This window comes from Winogradskyella aurantiaca, from assembly GCF_003362725.1.
GTDB lineage: Bacteria > Bacteroidota > Bacteroidia > Flavobacteriales > Flavobacteriaceae > Winogradskyella_A > Winogradskyella_A aurantiaca.
In genome coordinates this window covers 132,439-148,380 of the sequence record NZ_QKTV01000005.1, presented here as the reverse complement: position 1 = coordinate 148,380, position 15,942 = coordinate 132,439, and the positions used below count along the sequence as shown (strand labels likewise).

Genomic DNA, 15,942 nt, shown 5'->3' with positions numbered 1-15,942 from the left:
CAAGCCCAAAGATAATTCTATATGTTATTGTCTAAAAGGCTTTATGATTTTTTTATAGCCCCTTAACGAACATATTACTAGTATATTTGTGGCATGGCACGAATAATGGCTTTGGATTATGGAACCGTGCGCACAGGAATTGCGGTTACGGACGAATTGCAACTAATTGCTTCTGGATTAAAAACTGTTGCAACCAACGAACTAATGACTTTCTTAAAGGCGTATTTACAAGAAGAACCACTGGAATTGTTGGTGATTGGCAAGCCAAAACAAATGAATAATACAGATTCTCAAAGTGAATTAGCCATTCAAAAGTTTATTGAATCATTAAATGAGACTTTCCCAGGGTTAGCAATTGAGCGCATTGATGAACGTTTCACGTCCAAAATGGCCTTTCAGTCAATGATAGATTCTGGGATAAAAAAGAAGAAACGCCGAGAAAAAGGATTGATAGATACCATTAGTGCTACTTTAATTTTGCAAAATTATCTAGCTCAAAAACCGTAAAAGGGTTGTAATTTTGCTGCATTAAATTTGAACGAATGATTTTACCTATTATAGCATATGGGGATCCAGTTTTGAAGAAAAAAGCATCTGATATTGATGCCTCATATCCCAATCTTAAGGAGTTGATTGCAAACATGTATGAAACCATGTATGGAGCGTTTGGTGTTGGACTTGCGGCTCCACAGATAGGCTTATCTATTCGATTATTCCTTGTAGATACCGAACCATTTTCGGACGATGAAACATACTCGGAAGAGGAACGTGACACTTTGAAGAATTTCAAGAAAACTTTTATAAATGCTCAAATTATTGAGGAGTCTGGTGAAGATTGGGCATTTAGTGAAGGATGTTTAAGTATTCCTGACGTGCGAGAAGATGTCATGAGACAACCAAAAATTACTATTAGGTATCAAGATGAAGATTTTAATTCACATACCGAGGTATACGAAGGGCTAATTGCTCGGGTCATTCAACACGAATACGACCATATTGAAGGGGTGCTTTTTACGGATAAACTTTCATCGTTTAAAAAACGACTTTTAAAAGGTAAACTCAACAATATTTCTAAAGGTAAAATAAAAGCAGATTATAAAATGCGCTATCCGGCTATGAGTCGCAAGCGTTAATAAAAATAGTATGGGATTAGATGAAGTTTTAGCCATATCAGGCAAGCCAGGACTTTTTAAAATTGTTACGAGAACAAGAACAGGTGCTGTTGTAGAATCACTTATCGACAAAAAACGCATTACAGTTGGAGCACATAGTAATATTAGTGTTCTAAGTGAAATAGCCATATATACACTTCAAGAAGAGGTGCCATTACCAAAGGTTCTTAAAAAGATAAAAGATAAAGAGAATGGTAATCCTACTTCGATTAGCCATAAAGATAGTAAGGATGTTTTAGAGGAGTTTTTCTTTGAAGTATTACCTGATTATGATGAGGATAGGGTATACCCTTCTGATATTAAAAAAGTTGTGCAATGGTACAATCTACTTCAGAGACACGATTTACTTACTGGATTGGAAGAGGTAGAATCAGAATCAGATGCATCTGAAGAAGAATAATGGCGTCCAGACAAGACCAATTAGCGGCTTTTGACAGGCTTTTGACAATAATGGAAGAGCTCCGGGAGCAATGTCCATGGGATAAAAAGCAAACCTTAGAGTCCTTACGCCACCTTACTATTGAAGAAGTATATGAACTAGGAGATGCTATTTTAGATGGTGATTTGGAAGAAGTTAAAAAAGAGCTAGGTGATCTATTACTGCATATTGTCTTTTACGCTAAAATTGGCTCAGAGACCAAGGATTTTGATATTGCCGATGTTGCTAATTCTATTTGCGATAAACTGATAGATAGGCATCCACATATTTATGGCGATGTAGAAGTTTCCAATGAAGAGGAGGTCAAACAAAATTGGGAACGGATAAAATTAAAAGAAGGTAAAAAGAGTGTTCTTGAAGGAGTTCCAAAAAGCCTCCCCGCTATGGTGAAAGCTAATAGAATTCAAGATAAGGTTGCTGGGGTAGGTTTTGACTGGGAGATGCCCGAGCAGGTTTTTGAAAAAGTCAAGGAAGAGCTATTAGAACTGCAGACTGAGGTAAAGGCGAACGACCATGATGCCATGGAAAGTGAATTTGGAGATGTCTTATTTTCATTCATTAATTACGCAAGATTCTTAAAGATAAATCCCGAGAATGCCTTAGAACGTACTAATAAAAAGTTCATGGCACGTTTCATGTATTTGGAGAATAAATCTAAAGAGTTAGGTAAAGCTTTAGACGATATGAGTCTCGAAGAAATGGATGTTTACTGGGAAGAAGCAAAAAAAAGTCATTCCTAAAAATCCAAACAATAAACTACTTACGTATATGACCTAACAAATAGTGGTTCATAGGCTACTATTTGGTTATGGTTTATTTAGTTTAGTTAAGAAAAAACCCATTTGAAATTCAAATGGGCTTTTTTTTATTCAGATTTGTAAAGCGATCTTACTTTTTTCAATTTGGATTTCCAAGTATCAAGTTCCTGCTTATGCGCATCAATTTTTGAGTGCACATCTTTTACCAGAGGATTGTCGTCCTTAACGTTAGAAAAGAACTGTAAATTATTTTCTAACTGGTTAATCTCAGATTTTACATCTTCAATTTTTTTCCTAATAAAGTTCTGCTCATTATCTAAGGCTCTTGTATTTCCTTCTTCAGAAGAGGTTAAGGTTTCTAATTTACTTTCAAACTTTAGCATTTCTACCGTGCTTCTGTCCATGTCAAGCTTTCCAAACGCTTCATCAATGGCCTTTGAGAACTTACCTTCTATAAACCGTTTATTTCTTGGAACCATACCTGATTCTTTCCACTTATCGATATATGCTTTAAGTTTCTCAACATCAGCTTCCTTGTCTTTTGAAGTTTTAAACCCTTTCAATTCATCTAGTAACACATTCTTCTTATCCAGAGCATCATATAAATGCTGATTTTCTGCTTTTTTTGATGCATGTAAACGGTCAAAATAATGGTTACAGGCATCTTTAAACTGCTTCCAGATTTTATCGCTATCTCTTCGTGGAACATGTCCAATTTTTTTCCAATCATTCTGAATTTTCTTCATTAAAGGAGTAATTGATTCAAAATCATCACTGTCTTTATTGTCCTCTGCAATTTTTATGAGTTCTCGCTTCTTTTGAAGATTGTCAAACTGATCTTTCTTGAGATTTTTATAAAATTGGTTCTTACTTCTATTAAAGTTTCTAACGGCTTCTTTAAACTTGGCCCAGGTTGCTTCGTTAACTTTCAACGGTACCTTACCAGCATTAAAGAAATCTGTTCTAAGTGCTTCAAGCTGTTTTATTTTCTTTTGCCAACCACCATGAGAATTATTGGCGTCAACCAACAGTTTTTCTATCGCTCCAATGATTTCTTCCTTACGAATAAGATTCTTTTCATAGGCCTGTTCCATGTCGGCATAATAGGCCTGACGCTTCTCATGAATTATTTTGGTAGCCTTACTAAAGCGTTCCCAAATGGCTTCGCGTTCAGCTTTGGCTACAGGACCAAGTTCTTCTTTCCATAGTTTATGCAATGCCTGCAATTCTCTGAATGAACGATTGATGTTTGCATCTTCTGCCAACGCCTCAGCTTGCTCAATTATTTTCAGTTTTTGTTCTAGGTTATGCTTGAAATCAAGGTCTCTAAGATCTCTGTTAAGATGAAGGAAATCATAAAATCGTTCTACATGATGATGGTAACTATTCCAGGCGTTGTTGTATTTATCTCTAGGAATTGGACCAGCATTTCTCCAGCTCTCCTGAAGTTCTTTAAAATGCTTATAGGTTGTATTTATGTTTTCCTCAACATTAATTAGGCCCTTTATCTCTTCAATAATTTCTAATCTTTTTTTCAGGTTTACCTTAAGGCTCTGCTCCCGATCTTTGTAATAGGTAGCTATTTTCTCCTTGTACTCTCTGTAGGCAGAATTGAATGCTTTTTTAGTATCATTGGTATAATAAAAATCTATGGGGTTTCCACCATCATTTATAAATTCATCTTTTTTCTCTTCAAGTAACGCAGCGTATTTAGAGTTAAACTCACCCTTTATTTGATTGACGTGCTGTGAAATAGTTTGAATTTTATAATTCTTAATCAACTCTTCTAGAGATTTTACAAGAGCTTCCATAGACATACTATGATAGTCTTTTTCTTTAATGTGGTGACGCTCTTTGTTATCCTCATCCTCGGCATCTTCTGCATTGGACGCGTCAATTTCATCAACATGTTCTTCTTCTTTAACATCTGGTTCGTCTTCAGATGTCTTATTGGTGGGATTAGGTTTCTCTGACTCTAAAGGAGTATTAATTGAGGTTTCTTTTGAGTCAATATCAACCGATTGATTTGCTGATTCTTCGGCATTAAAAGTGATTTCTTTTTCCTGTTTTCCATCTGCATCTTGCAGGTTATCAAGCTCTGACATGGTCTGTCTTCAATTATGATTAAATGATAAAGATACTAATAGTGTCTTTAAATAAAAAGGCCAAGAAACCGCAAATATTCTTAATTCTCGTCCTGCATCCAAATCTTCCAGGCCTCTTCAGCTTGAATTTCTAGCATCTCCAATCCGTTGATAGTAGTGGCTCCTTGTAATTCGCCACAACTCAAAAATTTTGTTTGTTCTGGATTGTAAATGAGGTCATAACAAATGTGATTAGGACCAATTCCTTCATAAGGAATGTCTGGACAATGATTGACGTTTGGGAAAGTGCCGATAGGGGTGCAATTGATAATAATCGTATAAGAACTTACAATCTGCGGGGTAAGGTCAGAATAGAGAAACTTAGAATTCTGAGAGAGCGATCTCGATACAAAATCATGCGATATGTCTAAGGTGTCTAGTGCATAAGCCACTGCCTTGGATGCACCACCGGTTCCCAGAATCAATGCCGATCTGTGATGTGATTCCAGATAACTCTCAAGTGATTTTTTAAACCCTAAGTAATCTGTATTAAAACCGATTAGCTGTTTTTGATTGGTAATGCGAATGGTATTAACAGCACCAATCTCCTGAGCTCGTTTATTAACTCCATCCAGAAATGGAATAATACTCTCTTTGTAAGGTATGGTAACATTTAATCCCTTTAAATTTGAATTAGATTGAATCACCTCAAGGACTTCTTCGATCTGATTCAAATCGAAATTAATATAGGTATATGGGAGGTTTTCAGAGTTGAATTTTTTTGAAAAATAAGATCTCGAAAACGAATAGTCTATCTGCTTCCCGAGCAGACCGAACTTATACTTTAACGCGCCTTGTTCTTTCTCCATACCATTCTAACCCTAATACAATTAATATTCCAAGGACAATATAACCAATTGCTAAAAAAGTTTCAGAAGTCAACTCTGGAATAAATCTCTGGTAATTTTCAATCATGGGTTTTCCAGCTGAATCCAATCTTATAGAACCGTCATTTAAGGTTTTAAAAATGGTGGTCTTCCATGGCCATACTACGCCTAGGGAACCAACAATAAAACCGATAATGGTTGCTAAGGTAATATTTTTATAATGCTTAAGTATGTGGTTTAAAAGGTGTGAAAAGGTCACCAAACCTGCAAAAGATCCAGTAGTAAATACCGCTAATACTTTAAGCATTCTTATGCGAGATGCATCTTCTAAAAATCTAAAATCACCCGAAATTATCTCTTTGATAGTGTCATAAAGGGCATTAACAGAATCAACAAGAAGAAGAACATAATTGCCCAAAAGAATCAGAATGAAGGAACCAGAAAACCCTGGTAATGTCATTCCAGAAACACTGATTATACCACAGAAGAAGACAAAAATTAGATTGTCATTTTCTTTGGCTGGTGGTAAAAAACTAATGCCCAAACCAACAATAGTACCTAAGGTTAGAGCGATAAGCGTGCGTTTGTTCCATGCATTGAAATCTTTGTAGATGTAGTAAATTGATCCAAGTATCATTCCAAAGAACATGCTCCACACATATAGTTCGTAATGAGTTATCAAATAATCTAAAATCTTTGAAACACTAAAGTAACTAACAATCATCCCAAAGAATAGTAAACTTAGGAAACGTCCATTTACATAGTGGAAAAAGCTTTTAAATCTTCCATTAAATAGGAGTTTAAAAGCCGTTTTGTTAATGCGTTGTAAAGAAAAAATGAACTCTTGATAAAAGCCTGCTACAAAAGCTACGACGCCACCTGATACTCCAGGGACTTTATTGGCTGCTCCCATTGCTAGTCCTTTAATAACAAGGAAGATACTATCTATTGTGCGTCTTTTAGTTTGCATTTACAGCCTGTTTTTTAGATCCAAAAAATTCAAGAAATAAAATACAAACGAAACCAATAATCATTAGTATCAAACACCAAAGTACTTGAGGATCACCATCAAAGGCATTTGGTAAAATGCTTTTCTGCAATACAGGAACTGTAATTCCTTCAGAATTGACACGTGTGGTTAGAGTTTGTTTCCAAGGCCATATTTTATTGAGTGAGCCTATCATAAAGCCTGTAAGAATGGACAAGGTTAGATTTTTATAATGTTTAAACATCCAATTAAGAACTTTGGAAAACACTTTGATGCCTACAACAGCTCCAATTCCAAGCATGGTAATATTTAGCAAACCAACTTTAAGTAATTCCCAGTTGCCAGTGCCTAAACCTTCAATTAGAAAGTCTATAGTATCGATAGCAGTTTGATAGGCTCCAAGAATTAATAGGATAAAAGCTCCTGAAATTCCTGGTAGTATCATGGCAATAATGGCAATGAAACCACAAAAAAGCAAATATACAGGACTGTCAGGGCTGGCAAAAGGTTCAGCAAGGGTTATGTAATAGGAAAGCAAAGAAGCCATTATGATGGCAAATATGCTACCGAAACTCCAGGATTTAATTTGCTTGGCAATGTAAATGATACTGGCTAAAACTAATCCAAGGAAAAAAGCCCATAACAGTGTGGGTTCATTAATGAGAAGCCATTTAATGAGTTTCGCAAGAGATGCAATACTCAAACCTATACCCAAAAAAAGTGCCAATAAAAAATTACCATTAATGGATTTCCAGGCACTTATAAAGCCATCTTTTTTCCAGACTTTGAAAACATTAAAATTGACTTTGTCAATGCTCTCGAGTAATTCTTCATAGATACCAGATATAAACGCAATGGTACCACCAGAAACTCCAGGAACAACATCTGCTGCACCCATAGCAATTCCCTTTAAAGAAATGATTAAATAGTCAATAAAACCGCGATGCATTTAGAAAAGAATTTAGCAACGAAGTTATGGATTTTAAATTGAGCCTCCCTGGTATTTTTTGATGATTTCCTTAACCATAGGTTGTGTTTCTATACCTGGAAATAGCTCAATAATGATAAAGTCATATTCAGGGTCAAGTTTGTAGGCATTCTTTAAATGATAACGGCCTTTATTGCTATCAGAAGTCTTAAAATATAAACCGGCTAATCTAAATTCAATCTCCGCTGAATCTTGATAAAATTCGGCTGCCTGGGTTAAATTATCAATGGCGGCCTTATACTCACCAAGTTGAACTAGAATATCTCCTCTACAAAGCCAAGAGTCCAATTCGTAATTACCTAATTCAAGGGTCCTCTGGTAACCGTGTTCAGCTTCTTCAAGAAAGTTCAGTCTGAGATTAATCTTTGCGAACAATTTCCAATACAAAACATTATCAGAATCAATTGCAATGGCTTTGTTAATAAAATAGAGTGCTTTCTGATAATTCTGTTTTTTAGAATAAAATTTAGTAATAGCAATCCATCCTTTATCTAACAACGGATCTTCAGCTACCGTTTTATCAAAGAACTGCACCGCTAAATCATCCAGTCCCATTTTCTCATAACAATGGCCTATTCGCAATAAGGCAAAGGAGGTGGGATCATCCAGAGCGAGTGTGATTTTGTACTGTTCTATGGCTTCTTTATACTGACCTTGTTTTTCTAAAACTTTTCCTTTTTCCAGATAGGCCCCTATAAAAGTATCATCAGAAATAATGGCGAAATCAAAAGCTGCTTCAGCTTTTTTAAACTCTTTTATTGCAAAATACTGTCTTCCTAATTGATGCCAGGCAACCTCGCAATAGGGGTTCTTATCCAAATAGTGATTTAGAAAATCTATAGCTTCTCTGTTTTTATCTAAAAAGTCGAAACAATAAATAATATTATGCAATGCCGAATAATCCATCAGGTCAACTTCAAGGCACTTCTGAAAGTAGATAATAGCATTTTCAAATTGGTCAAGAAATAAATATTCCATGCCAATTAAAGCATAGATATCCGTGGAGTCTTCTTCATTAACTGTTAAATCCAAGGCGGTAAGTAGGGTGCCTATTGCTTGTTCGTGTTCATCCTGCTTAGAAAGGATGTTTGCTTTCTGAATATAGATTTCTTCATTGTTCGGTTCAAGGATATGGAGGTGCTCTAGAATGTCGTCTGCACTGTCAAACTTGTTTTCTATAACTAATATTTCAACCTTGAACAGTTGAAGATTAACAGATGTTGGATGTTGCTCTAAGCCTAATTTGATGGCTTTTTTAGCTAAGGCGATTTTACCAGATTCGAGATAGTGATGGATGATATTTTCAAACTCGCTAGAATCGAAAAACAGAACATCATTTGTTTTAAGCATCGATTCAAATTTGGTAAGTGAGAGGTTGTTGGGGCTGTCGTTATGACTATATTCCATAAGCAAATGAATTGTTCACTGATTTAAAATTACATTTATGCGTTAATGATATATAGATGAGGTGTTTTTGTTTTTAACAATTATATTAACATATAATGTCACATTATTAGTCGGAATGATAATGCTAGCTTACTATAAAGCTATTATTCAATTAAGTGTTATTGAAGGCTTCTAGGATGATATCACAGGCCTTATCCAATTCAGCAACAGTAATTGTGAGTGGAGGTGTTAGTCTTATAGCCTTCGGCTCAAAAAGTAACCAGAATAGTAGTACCCCGTGATCAAAACAATACTTTATAACCTTATTAGTTGTTTCATTAGAATCGGTCATTATGGCGAGCATTAATCCTTTACCTCTTATTTCAAGGATGTTCTGGTGTTGCAATTTTTTCTTTATGAATACTTCCTTTTCAAGCGCCAATGGCATAAGCTCAGACTTAACCACTTCTTTTAATGTTGCCAGGCCTGCGGCTGCAATTACCGGATTACCACCAAATGTTGTGATATGACCAAGTTTTGGGTTATTGCTTAAGGATTTCATAATGGCATGGGAACTTGTAAATGCACCTATAGGCAAGCCACCACCCAAACCTTTACCAGTAACTAAAATATCTGGTACTACACTATAATTTTCAAATCCAAAGAGCTTTCCGGTTCTTCCGATACCTGGTTGTATTTCATCAAGGATTAATAAGGCACCAACGGCATTACAACGTTCTTTGACCTTTTTTAAATAGTCATCGAATGGTTCTATGAATCCGGCTCCTCCTTGAATAGTTTCTAATATTACTGCTGCTGTTTTTGATGTTATCTGTTGCAGACACCATTCGCAGTTGAACGTTATATGTTTAACTCCAGGTATCAGGGGAAGGAACGGGCTTTTACGCTCATGTGGTGACATAAGACTTAATGAACCCATTGTATTTCCATGATAAGAGTTGTTGGCAGCAATTATTTCAGATCTACCAGTATACCTTCTAGCAAGTTTAAGACTTCCTTCAACAGCTTCGGTACCTGAATTAACAAGGTAGGTGGTGTTGAGATTAGAAGGTAGTTGTTTAGCAAGAAACTTACACAATTCCACTGCTGGCCCCTGAGCAAACTCACCATACACCATAACATGCATGTAAGAATCGACCTGTTGCTTGATGGCTGTGGTTATTTTTGGATGGCTATGTCCTAAGGTACAGGCAGAAATTCCAGCTACCATGTCAAGATAGCTACGTCCATTGGTATCATATATATAAGATCCAGAAGCACGTTCTACATCAACCCCAAGTGGGTGAGGTGAGGTTTGTGTTTGATATTTTAAGAAATCCTGATAACTCAATTACCCCCTTTTTTATTAGGTGTTTTTGTTTGTTTTTGCTTGAATTTCGGGAATTGTAATAAGGCAGAATCGATTTCAATAACTTTCATTGGTGGAATATTACGTGCTGCTTTATTAGGTGAATCTTCATCGTCTGGCGCAGCTGAGTTAACACGATCCATCAATTCCTCATTAAAAAATTCTTCAGATGGTTCTGGATCATCAAGACCGTAGATTTTAGGGAGATAAACAGGATCATCGTCTGAAAATAAATCTTCAACATTCCTAGGGCGTTCACTTCCTCGCCAATCAAACCCTCTTAACTTATTGGCATTCTCTGGGAACTGGGATTCTGGAGTTATTTCCCCATCGGGCCTATTGAGTAGTGTGATAATCTCTATTTCACTATCAGCCAACTTAATATTTATGCTTCCAGACTTTGACTTATTTATACCAATTAAAGCCCCATAACTATCTCGGGAATACTGTATAACCTCAGCATTTTTATTGATATCAACATTGTATAATTCATTGTTTCTAAACAATCCAATCAACACTTTTCCTTTCACTTGATTATAACCATCTTCACTTAAAGAGTCTTTGCTAATTAAAAATGCATTATTAAATACTTTAAGGGTATCCAGTTTTTCTGTTACAACATTAGAAATAAGATGAATGGTATCACCTGTCATCTGATTATCCAAACTCCAGAGTATGGGTTTTCTTTGTTGAGCAAAAGCATCCGTAGAGCTAAACCTCTTTAGATTAAGCATTTGCAACAAACCAGTTTCATGATTAACGTGAACAGAATCTGATTTTCCAGCTAGGTCACTTTTATAAATTCTAACGTCGTAATATGCTCTAGTGATACGTTTTTCAGGAGGTCCTGTCAGCATTAATGTGTCAGCATGTATGTATATAGAGTCTTTTTCCTGAAGGGTTACCGCTAAAGCTCTTTTAGTTATAAATATAGAATCCTTGGCTTTAAAGACTTCTGCATAATGCCCTCTAACAACACTGTTATTAATGGTATCCGTTACCTTTATATTATTGTTGGCAGAAGCAAAGTTCCTGTTTCTATCAAAGTATAAACTATCTCCTTCTACAACCCTGTTTTCATAATCTATACGAGCATTTCTCTGAAAATGGCCAACATTATTTTTCGTATCGTAAAAACCTCTTTCACAATAAATCTTGCTATCGTCACCAGTAATGGTTGATGGACCATACAAATAAGCGTATCCAGGTTCAGTGTAAAAGTCAAGGCGATTGGTATTTAATACATAATCAGGATTAACCAGTACTACGTCTGATAAGAACTGGTATTTTTTGGAATTAAAGTAGTACCTGCCAATGTTACTAGTAATAGTACCGGAGGTATCTTTTATAACCCTTCCACCTGTTTCGTAATAGGCCTGTTGTTGAACACGATCCATATAAAGTGTATCTGTTAACAAGGTGGATTGCGGTTCTCTTAAAACAACATTTCCGCTTGCAAAAGCTAACTGACTAATACCGCTGTATTCAATGTATTTAGCGGTCATGTGAATAGTATCGCCTTGTTTCATTCTTACATTACTGTAAGCTTCAATGAACTCATCATCTTCGTAATAGATGGCTTTATCGCACCACATGTCTATGCCATCATATAAAAAGTGAACCTGTTGCCTGCTATCGCGTTGAAAAACTAAAGCTCCCTTGTTGTTTTCAACTTGGTCTACAGTTCTTCCACTGTATTTTATGGTAAGACGCTTTTTATTCTGCCCAAGAACATTTATAGAAATGAACAGGAACAAGGCAATAAGACCTATTAAATTGACTGATTTTGACATTGCTTTTAAGCCTAACTAACTTTAAATGTAAGGCGCTTATTGCGGATTAACAGATTTTTTAACAGAGCAAAATAAAAATTTATGATCTGTTAATAGTCTGTTTTCTATCTGGTCCAACCGACACAACTGTAATTGGAATTTCTAATTCTTTCTCTAAGAAATCAATATAGTCGTTCAATTCTTGAGGAAATTGATCTTTATGAGTCATTTCAGTTAATTCTTCTTCCCATCCTTTTAACTCGGTATAAATTGGAGTTACGTTGGAAGATTCGATGTTATATGGCAAATGTTTAATTTCTTCTCCTCTGTAATTGTATGCGGTACACACTTTTAAGGTATTGAAACCAGATAATACATCGCCCTTCATCATAATTAACTGAGTAACACCATTTACTTCGCACGCATAGCGCAGGGCCACTAGATCTAACCAGCCACAGCGTCTAGCTCTTCCTGTAGTGGCGCCAAATTCATGACCAACTCGTCCCATAGTCTCGCCAACCTTATCAAAAAGCTCTGTTGGAAATGGACCAGAACCAACACGCGTGGTGTAGGCTTTAAAAATTCCAAAAACATCACCTATTTTATTTGGTGCAACACCTAAACCTGTACAAGCACCAGCGGCGGTAGTATTAGAGGATGTGACATACGGGTAGGTTCCAAAATCAATATCAAGCAATGATCCCTGGGCTCCTTCTGCCAATATTTTCTTTCCAGACTTCTGAGCTTGACTTACATATTCTTCTGAATCGATAAATGTTAGACTTTTCAAGACATCAATGGCCTCAAAGAACTTTTCTTCGAGTTCATCTAAATTATAGTCAAGGTCTACATTATAAAACTTGATCATAGCTTCATGCTTGTTTGCAAGAGCCCTGTATTTCTCTTTCCAGGATTCTAACTCAATATCACCAATGCGAATACCATTTCGTCCAGTTTTATCCATATAGGTTGGGCCAATTCCTTTAAGAGTGGAACCAATTTTGGCTTTACCCTTGGAAGCTTCACTAGCAGCGTCCAATAGTCGATGGGTTGGTAAAATAATATGTGCTTTTCTTGAGATAAAGAGTGATTTTCTGTAATCCACTCCCTGATCCTCGAGTTTATCCAGTTCCCCCTTGAATATTACAGGATCAATCACGACACCATTGCCAACTAAGTTAACCGTGTTTTCATGAAAAATACCTGAAGGAATGGTATGTAACACGTGCTTATGCCCATTAAATACAAGTGTATGTCCGGCATTTGGACCGCCTTGAAAGCGTGCTATGATATCATATTTAGTGGTGAAAACGTCAACAATTTTTCCCTTGCCTTCGTCTCCCCATTGTAAACCAAGTAGTAAATCTACTGCCATTATTTAGTTGAGTTAGTCGTTCTTTTTTCGGTTGCCATAGAAGTAAAGAGAATGGTTAGATATTTCAATATTAAATACCTCTTCTATGGTTTTTTTTATGGATTGAATACGTGGATCGCAGAATTCAATTACTTCACCAGTGTCAGTTAGAATAACGTGATCATGTTGCTTATCGAAATACGATTTTTCATAATGTGCTTGATTCTGTCCAAACTGGTGTTTTCTTACCAATGCGCATTCCAACAATAATTCTATCGTATTGTAAAGTGTGGCTCTACTAACTCGATAGTTCTTATTCTTCATTTTTATGTACAATGACTCAATGTCAAAATGCTCTTCACTATCATATATTTCTTGAAGAATAGCATAGCGCTCAGGTGTTTTTCTATGGCCCTTTTCTTCAAGGAATTCCGTGAAAACACGCTTCACAATTTCCTGATTGGTTTCTTCTGTTTTGGCATTTGTCATAAGCCGCAAATTTACACAAAAATTAAACTCTTGTCACCTTCTCAATACCATTAATTTTCTTGAGATTTTCGATGAGTTTTTTTAAAATGGTTTTGGTTTTTACAGCGAGGGTGATTTTTCCAGAAAATATGCCGTCATCAGATGAAAAGGAAAGACTTTTAATGTTGACGTGCATGTTAGATGAGATTACCTTGGTGACCTCATTAACCAATCCTAAATTATCCAATCCAGATAGCTGGATTTGGGCAGTGAACTCTTGTTGTGTACTGTCGATCCACTTAGCGGTCATGATACGATAGGCATAGTTCGATTGTAAGCTTAGAGCATTGGGACAATCGTTTTTATGAACTTTAATTCCATCATTAATGGTAAGAAACCCAAATACCTTGTCTCCGGGAATTGGATTACAGCATTTAGCTAGTGTATAATTGAGACGTTCCTCTTCCTTACCGAACACCAGCATATCAAATTTAGAAGTGATCTCTTCTTTGTCGACATCCTTTGGAGTGTCAGCCTTACGTATTTTATTTTTAATATAGCTAACTAATACATTGCTGCGAGAGTTGGCATAGGCCTTGAGCATAGAATTATCTATTGTGCCTAATCCAACTCTGTAGAACAGGTCCAGTGAGGTACTTAGCTTAAAGTAATTAACCAGTTCATTGACTGTTTTTTCATTTAGGTTGATCTTTAATTGTTTGAGTTTCCTGCGCAAAATCTCCTTACCTTCATTGGCTACCTCCTTTTTATCAGCGTTGAGGTATGATTTTATTTTACTCCTAGCTCTCGCAGTAGTTGCGTAATCCAACCAGTTAGAGTTAGGTTTCGAGTTCTCAGAAGTCAAAATTTCAATACGGTCACCACTTTGTAATTCATGACTGAGAGGTACCAGTTTGCCATTAACTTTTGCACCTCGGGTTTTCATGCCAACTTCTGTATGGATGCTGAAGGCGAAGTCTAGAGGTGTAGCTCCCTTAGGAAGCGATTTAAGATCTCCTTTTGGTGAGAAAACAAATATCTCTTTAGAATATAGATTGAGTTTGAATTGCTCTACAAAGTCAACGGCATTAGTCTCATTACTTTCTAGCGCCTCTTGAAGCTTATTAATCCAAAGATCAAGATTATCTTCTTTTACATTGGCATTCTTGTATTTGTAATGAGCGGCATAACCTTTTTCCGCTATTTCGTTCATACGTTCCGAACGTATTTGAACTTCCACCCAGCGACTTTCAGGTCCAACTACAGTAATATGTAGCGCCTCGTATCCTGTCGATTTTGGAGATGAGATCCAATCACGCAGTCTAATTGGGTTTGGGGTAAAATGATCTGTGACTACAGAATAGATTTTCCATGCTAAGAACTTTTCGTTATCAAGATCGCATTTGTAAATAATTCTAACGGCGAACTTATCATAGACTTCATCAAATGAAACGCCCTGCTTGAGCATTTTACGGCGAATACTAAAAATCGACTTAGAACGCCCCTTTATTTCATACTCAAGATCTTCTTTGTCCAAAGACTTTTTAATAACCTTTGAGAAGTTTTTTATGTAAGCGTCTTGCTCTTCCTTGCTTTCTTTTATTTTATTAAAAATATCTTTATATACCTCAGGCTCGGTATACTTTAAACCAAGGTCTTCCAGCTCAGTTTTTATATTGTAGAGTCCTATTCTATGCGCTAAAGGGGCATAGATATAGAGGGTTTCTGATGCTATTTTAACTTGCTTGTCATCACGCATAGAGTCCATCGTTAGCATATTGTGCAAACGATCTGCTATTTTGATGATTATGACGCGAACGTCATCATTCAGTGTTAATAGCATTTTCCTAAAGTTCTCGGCCTGAAGAGAAACATCCATATCCTTTTTAAGCGAAGAAATTTTGGTAAGGCCATCTACAATTCGGGCTACTGTTTCACCAAATAGTTGTTCAATATCGGCAATGGTGTAATTTGGATTGTCTTCCACAACATCATGAAGAAGAGCAGCCGCAATACTGGTAGCGTCCAATCCTATCTCCTGGGCAACAATCTTAGCAACTGCTAGAGGATGGAAAATATATGCCTCTCCTGATTTCCTTCTTTGATCTTTATGAGCATCTAGCGCCACCTCAAAAGCATGTCTAATAAGTTTTTTATCCTCTCTTGTTAGAGTTTGATAACTTACTTTAAGGAGTTCTTTGTACGCTTTTGTAATAGCAGCATTCTCTTGTTCTATCGCCTCTTCAGTCATAGAACTAATGTAGTAAAACCAAGTTA

General features: G+C 36.2%; 14 protein-coding genes. 4 read left to right on the top strand and 10 right to left on the bottom strand.

The features are described 5' to 3' along the window. Positions 1 to 93: 93 nt before the first annotated feature. The 4 genes from ruvX to mazG are packed head-to-tail and all read left to right on the top strand — an operon-like array spanning position 94 to position 2,351. The gene (gene ruvX / locus DN064_RS09890; RefSeq protein WP_115462485.1) at positions 94 to 507 is read left to right on the top strand and encodes a Holliday junction resolvase RuvX; all 414 of its coding nucleotides are present in this window, start codon (positions 94 to 96) and stop codon (positions 505 to 507) included. A 35-nt stretch (positions 508 to 542) separates the two neighbouring features. Next, positions 543 to 1,133, top strand: coding sequence for a peptide deformylase (def, locus tag DN064_RS09885; protein WP_115462484.1), 591 nt, complete (start codon positions 543 to 545; stop codon positions 1,131 to 1,133). 10 nt (positions 1,134 to 1,143) lie between these two features. Then, positions 1,144 to 1,572 carry a DUF5606 family protein gene (locus DN064_RS09880; protein ID WP_115462483.1) on the top strand — a complete coding sequence of 143 codons (429 nt, stop codon included), beginning with the start codon at positions 1,144 to 1,146 and terminating at the stop codon, positions 1,570 to 1,572. Then, a complete protein-coding gene (mazG, locus tag DN064_RS09875; RefSeq protein ID WP_115462482.1) occupies positions 1,572 to 2,351 on the top strand; it encodes a nucleoside triphosphate pyrophosphohydrolase in 780 nt (259 codons plus the stop codon). The genes DN064_RS09880 and mazG overlap by 1 nt, the downstream gene beginning before the upstream one ends. Positions 2,352 to 2,476: 125 nt before the next feature. On the opposite strand, the gene DN064_RS09870 is transcribed toward mazG, so the two are convergent. From DN064_RS09870 to DN064_RS09825, 10 genes are all read right to left on the bottom strand, one after another. Next, on the bottom strand, positions 2,477 to 4,474 hold the full coding sequence (locus DN064_RS09870) for a DUF349 domain-containing protein (protein WP_115462481.1): 1,998 nt from the start codon (positions 4,472 to 4,474) through the stop codon (positions 2,477 to 2,479). An 80-nt stretch (positions 4,475 to 4,554) separates the two neighbouring features. Then, positions 4,555 to 5,322, bottom strand: coding sequence for a shikimate dehydrogenase family protein (locus DN064_RS09865; protein WP_115462480.1), 768 nt, complete (start codon positions 5,320 to 5,322; stop codon positions 4,555 to 4,557). After that, positions 5,291 to 6,310 carry a DUF368 domain-containing protein gene (locus DN064_RS09860; RefSeq protein WP_115462479.1) on the bottom strand — a complete coding sequence of 340 codons (1,020 nt, stop codon included), beginning with the start codon at positions 6,308 to 6,310 and terminating at the stop codon, positions 5,291 to 5,293. Before DN064_RS09860 ends, DN064_RS09865 begins: the two co-directional genes overlap by 32 nt. Then, positions 6,300 to 7,277 (bottom strand): DUF368 domain-containing protein, encoded by a 978-nt coding sequence (locus tag DN064_RS09855; protein WP_115462478.1) that lies wholly within the window; start codon positions 7,275 to 7,277, stop codon positions 6,300 to 6,302. The genes DN064_RS09860 and DN064_RS09855 overlap by 11 nt, the downstream gene beginning before the upstream one ends. Before the next feature lie 33 nt (positions 7,278 to 7,310). Beyond that, a complete protein-coding gene (locus DN064_RS09850) occupies positions 7,311 to 8,723 on the bottom strand; it encodes a tetratricopeptide repeat protein (protein ID WP_115462477.1) in 1,413 nt (470 codons plus the stop codon). A 151-nt stretch (positions 8,724 to 8,874) separates the two neighbouring features. Further along, positions 8,875 to 10,053 carry an aspartate aminotransferase family protein gene (locus DN064_RS09845; protein WP_115462476.1) on the bottom strand — a complete coding sequence of 393 codons (1,179 nt, stop codon included), beginning with the start codon at positions 10,051 to 10,053 and terminating at the stop codon, positions 8,875 to 8,877. Beyond that, positions 10,050 to 11,864, bottom strand: coding sequence for an OstA-like protein (locus DN064_RS09840; RefSeq protein ID WP_115462475.1), 1,815 nt, complete (start codon positions 11,862 to 11,864; stop codon positions 10,050 to 10,052). Before DN064_RS09840 ends, DN064_RS09845 begins: the two co-directional genes overlap by 4 nt. Positions 11,865 to 11,943: 79 nt before the next feature. Beyond that, positions 11,944 to 13,218 (bottom strand): adenylosuccinate synthase, encoded by a 1,275-nt coding sequence (locus DN064_RS09835; protein WP_115462474.1) that lies wholly within the window; start codon positions 13,216 to 13,218, stop codon positions 11,944 to 11,946. Positions 13,219 to 13,230: 12 nt separating this feature from the next. Continuing rightward, positions 13,231 to 13,686, bottom strand: a complete 456-nt coding sequence (locus tag DN064_RS09830) for a Fur family transcriptional regulator (RefSeq protein ID WP_115462473.1) — start codon at positions 13,684 to 13,686, stop codon at positions 13,231 to 13,233. A 22-nt stretch (positions 13,687 to 13,708) separates the two neighbouring features. After that, on the bottom strand, positions 13,709 to 15,916 hold the full coding sequence (locus DN064_RS09825; RefSeq protein WP_115462472.1) for a RelA/SpoT family protein: 2,208 nt from the start codon (positions 15,914 to 15,916) through the stop codon (positions 13,709 to 13,711). Between the last annotated feature and the right edge of the window lie 26 nt (positions 15,917 to 15,942).

Bases quoted from the DNA above. Each gene is read 5' to 3' on its own strand.
- ruvX (WP_115462485.1), top strand. From the start codon at position 94: ATGGCACGAATAATGGCTTTGGATTATGGAACCGTGCGCACAGGAATT.
- def (WP_115462484.1), top strand. From the start codon at position 543: ATGATTTTACCTATTATAGCATATGGGGATCCAGTTTTGAAGAAAAAA.
- DN064_RS09880 (WP_115462483.1), top strand. From the start codon at position 1,144: ATGGGATTAGATGAAGTTTTAGCCATATCAGGCAAGCCAGGACTTTTT.
- mazG (WP_115462482.1), top strand. From the start codon at position 1,572: ATGGCGTCCAGACAAGACCAATTAGCGGCTTTTGACAGGCTTTTGACA.
- DN064_RS09870 (WP_115462481.1), bottom strand. From the start codon at position 4,474: ATGTCAGAGCTTGATAACCTGCAAGATGCAGATGGAAAACAGGAAAAA.
- DN064_RS09865 (WP_115462480.1), bottom strand. From the start codon at position 5,322: ATGGAGAAAGAACAAGGCGCGTTAAAGTATAAGTTCGGTCTGCTCGGG.
- DN064_RS09860 (WP_115462479.1), bottom strand. From the start codon at position 6,310: ATGCAAACTAAAAGACGCACAATAGATAGTATCTTCCTTGTTATTAAA.
- DN064_RS09855 (WP_115462478.1), bottom strand. From the start codon at position 7,277: ATGCATCGCGGTTTTATTGACTATTTAATCATTTCTTTAAAGGGAATT.
- DN064_RS09850 (WP_115462477.1), bottom strand. From the start codon at position 8,723: ATGGAATATAGTCATAACGACAGCCCCAACAACCTCTCACTTACCAAA.
- DN064_RS09840 (WP_115462475.1), bottom strand. From the start codon at position 11,864: ATGTCAAAATCAGTCAATTTAATAGGTCTTATTGCCTTGTTCCTGTTC.
- DN064_RS09835 (WP_115462474.1), bottom strand. From the start codon at position 13,218: ATGGCAGTAGATTTACTACTTGGTTTACAATGGGGAGACGAAGGCAAG.
- DN064_RS09830 (WP_115462473.1), bottom strand. From the start codon at position 13,686: ATGACAAATGCCAAAACAGAAGAAACCAATCAGGAAATTGTGAAGCGT.
- DN064_RS09825 (WP_115462472.1), bottom strand. From the start codon at position 15,916: ATGACTGAAGAGGCGATAGAACAAGAGAATGCTGCTATTACAAAAGCG.